Genomic DNA, 334 nt, shown 5'->3' with positions numbered 1-334 from the left:
CCCAAAACCGTCGGCAGAAAGCAGCTGAGGGGGCGTGCACGCTGTACCCAGGGAACCGCCCAAGGTGACCCGCGGATAAAGGTCTGCGGTCTCTACGCCGATCATCGCCGTGGCCGCCGCAAGGCTGCGCTCGGCGGCACGTATGTCGGGGCGCCGCTGGAGCAGCTGCCAGCCGTCACCGACCGGCAGCGCCTGCTCCAGCTCAGGGGGCTGGGGGCAGGCTTCCGCCTCCCTGGGATAGTCTGCCGGAACCCTGCCCATCAGTGCGGCCAGCTCGAACAGTGCGGCCTGGCGCTCCGCCAGCAGGTGCGGTACCGCCGCCGCGCTGCGGTTG

The 334-nt window shown here is 71.0% G+C and carries 1 pseudogene; it reads right to left on the bottom strand.

Annotated features, from left to right (window positions below):
* Window positions 1-334, bottom strand: a pseudogene (locus EN850_RS37625) (RND transporter); the annotation flags it as partial.

Origin of the sequence: Mesorhizobium sp. M8A.F.Ca.ET.207.01.1.1 (assembly GCF_004794715.1) — a bacterium.
In the GTDB taxonomy this organism is placed as follows: domain Bacteria; phylum Pseudomonadota; class Alphaproteobacteria; order Rhizobiales; family Rhizobiaceae; genus Mesorhizobium.
Note: the sequence above shows the minus strand (reverse complement) of the source record. Positions and strands in the feature narration are given on the sequence as shown.